Source organism: Bacteroides sp. D22 (genome assembly GCF_000163675.1).
Classification (GTDB): Bacteria; Bacteroidota; Bacteroidia; order Bacteroidales; family Bacteroidaceae; genus Bacteroides; species Bacteroides xylanisolvens.
On the sequence record NZ_GG774797.1, the window covers coordinates 353,085 to 359,719 of the forward strand.

3 protein-coding genes are annotated in these 6,635 nt (G+C 43.5%); all 3 read left to right on the forward strand.

Annotation, left to right across the window (positions count from 1 at the left end; all coding sequences use genetic code 11):
• Positions 1 to 22 precede the first annotated feature (22 nt).
• Genes HMPREF0106_RS28200 through HMPREF0106_RS20165 form a run of 3 tightly spaced genes read left to right on the forward strand, consistent with a single transcriptional unit; the run spans position 23 to position 6,415 of the window.
• Positions 23 to 2,428: a BACON domain-containing protein gene (locus tag HMPREF0106_RS28200; RefSeq protein ID WP_009039074.1), complete on the forward strand. Its 2,406-nt coding sequence runs from the start codon at positions 23 to 25 to the stop codon at positions 2,426 to 2,428.
• Between the two features lie 41 nt (positions 2,429 to 2,469).
• Positions 2,470 to 5,676 carry a SusC/RagA family TonB-linked outer membrane protein gene (locus HMPREF0106_RS20170; RefSeq protein WP_009039075.1) on the forward strand — a complete coding sequence of 1,069 codons (3,207 nt, stop codon included), beginning with the start codon at positions 2,470 to 2,472 and terminating at the stop codon, positions 5,674 to 5,676.
• 19 nt (positions 5,677 to 5,695) lie between these two features.
• Positions 5,696 to 6,415: a RagB/SusD family nutrient uptake outer membrane protein gene (locus tag HMPREF0106_RS20165; protein WP_009039076.1), complete on the forward strand. Its 720-nt coding sequence runs from the start codon at positions 5,696 to 5,698 to the stop codon at positions 6,413 to 6,415.
• Positions 6,416 to 6,635 lie beyond the last annotated feature (220 nt).

Here is a 6,635-nt window from a genome sequence, read left to right on the forward strand (position 1 = left end):
AAAACAGATAAAGAATTAATACATGAAATCATTTATATTCATATTACTATTATCTTGTGTATTTGGGGCATGTAGTTCCTCGGATGAGGCTGATGAAGCATTGATTGCCAATTCATTGGAACTATCCAAAGAGAGTGTAAAACTTTCTAATATACAAGGATCATATACTGTCTCTGTGACGGCCACCGGTGAATGGAGTGCTTCCGTGACAAGTGGCGGAGATTGGTTGAGCATTTCCCGCTCAACTGGTAACGGCAGTGCCGACTTGCGCCTGTTTTTTACAGACAATACGCAAGGAGAGAAACGCGAAGGCATGATTAAAGTCGTGCAGGAGTCGGGAAACACTACCATTGAAAAAGAAATTGCCGTAGAGCAATTAGGAGGAGACCCGGATATATTACTTGATTATTCAAAAGAAAAACTCTCCTTCAGAGGAGGAGAGTTCTCTGTTACGGTAGTGGCTAATGTAGACTGGGAGGTATCGATTGACGAAGAATGCGCTTCTTGGATACGGCCTGTAGAAGAAGATGCTTTGGGAAGAACACGTGCTTTTACAAGTAATGAACGCATTTTTTCCATATCACCGAATAACGGATTGGAAAGAGTAGGAAAAATTGTTTTCAAGACTACCGGTGATTATGTACTTGATAGAACCGTTGAGTTGACTCAAGAAGTATCACAAGCCTTTCTTGAACTGACGACAAAAGAATTTGTCCTGCCTTATCGTTACCAAATGCTGTCGATTCCCGTTGATTTAGGAGAATTTGACGGTGCCGAATACACGATTGAAACAGGAGAATCCTGGATTACTTGGGATCGGGAAGCCTCTACCTCTTCACAGATTGTACTGCAAATAGAAGATAATGAAACGGACTTTCCTCGAAATGCTAAAGTAACAGTGAAAAATGTCACATTGGAAGAAACTGTTGATATTCTCCAGTATGGTAAAGCCAATATGACTATCGGTGACGATGCAGCTACTTTATTGGCATTTCCCGGAGCGGAAGGCTTTGGACGTGTCACTACCGGTGGACGTGGCGGAAAAGTGTATCATGTGACCACTTTGGAAGACGGTGAGCAGGAAGGAACCTTACGCTATGCCATCAATCAGCGGGACACCCGTACCATTGTGTTCGATGTGGCAGGTACGATTTTCCTGAAAAGTGATTTGAGGATTCGATATGGTAATCTGACTATTGCCGGGCAAACAGCCCCCGGACAAGGAATTTGTATTGCCAGCTATCCGGTAGTTCTGGCAGCGGATAATATCATTCTTCGTTATTTGCGTTTTCGTGTCGGTAATGAGAGTGGCGGTGAGCCTGACGGATTGGGAGGCATGGAAAATACCAACGTTATTGTAGACCATTGCTCCATTAGTTGGAGTGTTGACGAGTGCTTATCAGTATATGGTGGAGAAAACCTGACTGTTCAATGGTGTATTGCTTCGGAAAGTCTCCGTACAGCAGGACACGGCAAAGGTACGCATGGTTACGGTGGAAACTGGGGAGGTACGAATGTGTCTTATCATCATAATTTATTGGCACATCACGGAAGCCGCGTGCCCCGTCTTGGCCCTCGTCCTAAAACACAGGAGAACGAATATATGGATATGCGTAACAATGTGTTCTACAATTGGGGTGGAAACGGTTGTTATGGCGGTGAAGGTATGAACGTGAACATAGTGAACAACTATTATAAGCCGGGACCGGCAACTCCGAACAATTATGTCCGTTATCGGATTGCCGGAATTGGAGTCCGCACTTATGATTATTGTCATGAGGAAGATGGAACACCGAATGCATGGTTCCCGATGATGCACAAATGGGGTACGTTCTATGTAGATGGCAACGTGGTAGAAGGCAATGCCGAGGTGACAGCGGACAATTGGACGCAAGGTATCTATGGGCAAATTGATAACTCGAGATGTGACGATACGTTCAATGACCAGGTAAAAGCAGAAATGCATCTCACCACTCCTTTGGCAACCGGTAGAGTAACCACTCATTCTGCACAGCAGGCCTTTGATCTTGTAGTTGATTATGCAGGATGCTCGAAGGGACGTGATCTGATTGACGACCGAATTGCCATGGAAACCCGGAACGGAACAGCAACCTACATCGGTAGTGTGACTCCCAATGCGGGAGATTCACCGGGGCTGATCGATCTTCCGGATGATGTGAAACCTGCGGGTGCGGTGAGTGCCTGGCCGGAGCTATCGGGTAACGGTATATCATCTGCAAACTTGAAAGATACGGATGGAGACGGAATACCTGATATTTGGGAAGATGCGTATGGGCTGGATAAAGAGAATTCGGCAGACGCTTCCGGTTTCACGCTTAATTCCCGCTACTCAAATCTGGAGGTTTATCTCCACAATCTGGTACAGCACATTGTTCATGCCCAAATTCAGGGAGGAACAGTGGAATAAAAGCTGTCTACTTAAATATGTAACTAAAAACTTATACTGTAATGAATAAAATTATCATAAGTATTTTTACTCTCCTACTGGTGGCGGTAGGCACTTCCGCCCAGGTTGTGACCGGTACGGTGACAGATGATTTGGGACCTGTTATCGGAGCTGCGGTGATGGTAGAAGGAACAACCATTGGAGCTACGACAGATCTTGACGGGAATTTTTCTATCAATGTTCCCAATGCGAAAACCGCTGTACTGGTGGTTCGCTACGTCGGGATGAATGAAATAAAAGAGCCATTGAAAGGGCGTACATCAGGTATTCTTATTAAGATGACAGAAGCAGTCGGACAGTTGGACGATGTGGTTGTGATAGGCTATGGCACTCAAAAGAGGGGAAATTTGACCGGTGCAATTGCCAGTGTGTCAGGAAAGGTATTGGAGAAGGTTCCGACAGCTTCAGTGGCTGAAGCCATGGTCGGAAAACTTCCGGGTGTACAGATTACTTCCGTAGACGGTTCGCCGGATGCAGAAATAAAGATTCTTGTTCGTGGTGGAGGATCTATTACGCAGGATAACACTCCGCTTATTTTGGTGGATGGTTTTGAAGTTGGAAGCCTGAATGATATTCCTCCCACTGATGTGGAGTCTATCGAAGTATTGAAAGATGCTGCTTCAACAGCAATCTATGGTGCCCGTGGTGCGAACGGCGTTATTCTTGTTACCACTAAAAAGCCAATGGAAGGACGGGTGAGCATCAATGTAAATGCTTACCTGCAAACCAAGACTTTGTCGAACAAACTGGATGTCATGGACCCGTATGAGTTCGTACTGATGCAGTATGAATACGAGCGTCAGAGAAGTTCTAATCCTACCGGCTTTTTTGATAGGTATGGCAGGGCCAATGAACTGTATATTTATCAGGGTGACGAAGGTACGGATTGGCAAGATGAAGTGTTCGGTACCAATCCGGTAGCTAAGTATGTAGATATCAGCCTGAATGGAGGTACGGAGAAAACGAAATATAAATTCTCTTTTATCCATCAGGATCAGCCAAGTGTAATGGTGAACAACGGACTGAAGCAGAACAACCTGAATATGACGTTGAATACTAAGATTCTTGATAAACTGACCTTTGAATATCGTACGCGTGTGGTACATAAAGTGGTGGACGGTTCCGGAACGGAAGGAGTGAGCTTGCTTTCTGCACTCCGTCAAGCTCCTACAAGGGGATTGGACGAATACATGACCTTGCCGGAAGATAATACCTATTTCGATCCGGAGTCCTACGATGAAGAGGTACGTTTTAATCCGATAGAGGAATCGGAGAGAAACTACCGGAAACGAATTTCAAAAACGTTCAATACGATGGGAGCATTGACTTGGGATATTTTGAAAGGACTGACTTTCCGTTCGGAATTTGGTTATGAATATAGTACAACAGAGAATCGTCGTTTCTGGGGAATAGATACCGGCACGGCCCGGAGCCATAACAATCAGCCGTTTGTAGAATGGGGAATGAGTCAGAATTCCAAATGGCAATTAAGCAATGTGTTGAATTACAACTTCATGTTGAATGATGTACATGACTTCCGCTTAATGATCGGACAGGAAATGAAACATAATGTTACAAAAGGCAAGACATATACTACCCGTTATTTCCCAGCCAATACTACAGCGGAGAAGGCGTTTGATAACTTGGCGTTGGGTACGCCTTATGAGAATTCTTCTTCAGCGGGATCTCCTTCGCGTATAGCTTCTTTCTTTGGCCGTATCAACTATGGATATGAAGATAAATATCTGGCGACATTGACGTTGCGTGCCGATGGCTCTACAAAATTTGCTTCCGGCAATCGTTGGGGATTTTTCCCGGCAGCTGCTATTGCCTGGCGTATGTCTAATGAGGATTTTCTGAAAGACAGCCCGATTGTTTCCAACTTGAAATTGAGGTTGAGCTACGGTACGTCCGGTAACGACCGGATTCCTGCCGACCTGTATGCCAAATATTATGGGGTAAGCAGTAACCGTCCGGCGGGATGGGGAGAAATTTCCCGTTACTATTATCGTTTCTACAATACCAGTTATCTTTATAATCCGGATGTGAAGTGGGAAACAACGATCACTCGAAACTTGGGTGTGGACTTCGGTTTCTTCAAAGAAAGATTGAGCGGTTCGCTTGATATTTACTGGAATACAGTAAAAGATTTGCTCGTTCCTTCGGATATTCCCGGCTATACTGGTTATACGAGTCTCATGAGCAACGTAGGGCAGACCTCCAACAAAGGTATTGAACTTTCATTGACAGGATATATTATTGAAACCAACGATTTTAGTTTAAATGCAACTTTTAATATCGGTCATAATAAGAACAAAATCGATAAACTGTCGAGTGGAGAAAATGAATGGATTCTGTCTTCCGGATGGGCAGGGACACAGTTGCTCAATACCGATGATTACCGGGCACGCGTAGGCGGAACCAGCGGTCTTATCTACGGATTTGTGAATGACAGCTTTTATACAATGAATGATTTCGAGTCATTTGATTCTACAGCCAGAACATGGAAGCTAAAAGACGGAGTAGTGGACTCCAGCCCGTTGTCGGGAACACCACGTCCGGGTAATGCTAAATTCAAGAAGTTGACTCCGGTGGATGAGAATAGTGCTAATCCTTATCAGATTACGGATGACGACCGTACTGTCATTGGTGAAACGACTCCTAAGTTCTCGGGAGGATTCGGACTGAACGCTACCTATAAAGGTTTTGATTTGAGTATGTTTTTTAACTTCATGTATGGTTTTGATGTGTATAATGCAAATAAAATCATGATGACTACCTGGTATGATAATAGTGGCAATAATCTTAGTATGGATGTTGCTTCCGACAAGCGTTGGCGTAATTTTGATGATATGGGAAATGAAATCCGTTACAATCCGGAAGCATTGGCGAAGTTCAACGAGAATGCAACGATGTGGAATCCTACCTCTATCGGACGTCCCATTGCGATGTCGTATGCTATTGAAGACGGTTCATTCTTACGTTTGAATACTCTTACACTAGGATATACTCTCCCACAGGCATGGACTCGTAAAGCCGGATTGAACAAAGTGCGTTTTTATATGTCGGGCTATAATCTTTGGACAATCACAGGTTATTCCGGCTACGATCCTGAAGTAAATATCGCTACCGGATTAACACCGAATATCGATCATGATGCTTATCCGAGAAGCCGTACTTACACTTTTGGCGTGCAACTGACATTTTAACAATTAATACAGAAGAACTATGAATAAGAAATTAATATATTCGGCTATTGTTTGCCTGGGACTGTCGATGTCTTCCTGCAATGACTTTCTGGATGTGGAACCTCCGGCAGGATTTACTCCCGAGTATCTTTTCGAGTCGGAAGATGAAATCAATTCTTTGATTACTAATGTTTATTCGGCAATGACCAGAGATCAGATATATGGAGGAGCATTTGCCTACAATTTAAATACGAATACAGATGTAGAGATGTCTTCTTTCAGCAATAATACGGTCAACTCTGCCGGATCGGACATCGGTTGTTTTGATGTGAAGCCTTATTGGAGCACTCTGAACGATACATGGAATGCTGTTTATTCTGCCATTAATGTGTCTAATGACATCATTGAGGGAATTGAAAACTCTCCTTTGTATTTGCAAGGCAGAGCCAGCGAACAGTTGAAACACATGTACGGAGAGATTAAAACCCTCCGGGCTACGCTTTATCTGGATTTGATCCGTACGTTTGGAGATGTGGTATTTGTTACAAAACCGTCAGAGTCTACTGATAACTTTCAGGTAGGAGTGACAGACCGCAACGAGATTCTGGAGTTTCTGATTGAAGATCTAATCAGTGTGGAGCCGGGTATGAAATATGCTGCCGATCTGGATTACGGTGTGGAACGTGCTTCCAGAGAATATTGCCAGGGATTGATCGGGCTGCCAGGGCGAACGCTCAATAACTTGTACATGTTAATTTAGCTTTTATTATTCCCTAAATAGATAGTTTTTTTCCTGTATTTTTCAATATCTTCTGTTCCTATTCTCTGTGTGAATATAATTCATTACATTTGCATATCTACTATATTAATCCCTACCGCAATATGACCATTCAAGCCTTTTCAGCTATAATTCCTGATGTAAGAGATGATAAGAATAAAATATATCAGTCTAACGAAATAGTGTTCATCGCCCTAGTCTC

Coding starts and splice junctions, on each gene's coding strand:
- HMPREF0106_RS28200 (WP_009039074.1), top strand. CDS start 23: ATGAAATCATTTATATTCATATTACTATTATCTTGTGTATTTGGGGCA.
- HMPREF0106_RS20165 (WP_009039076.1), top strand. CDS start 5,696: ATGAATAAGAAATTAATATATTCGGCTATTGTTTGCCTGGGACTGTCG.
- HMPREF0106_RS20170 (WP_009039075.1), top strand. CDS start 2,470: ATGAATAAAATTATCATAAGTATTTTTACTCTCCTACTGGTGGCGGTA.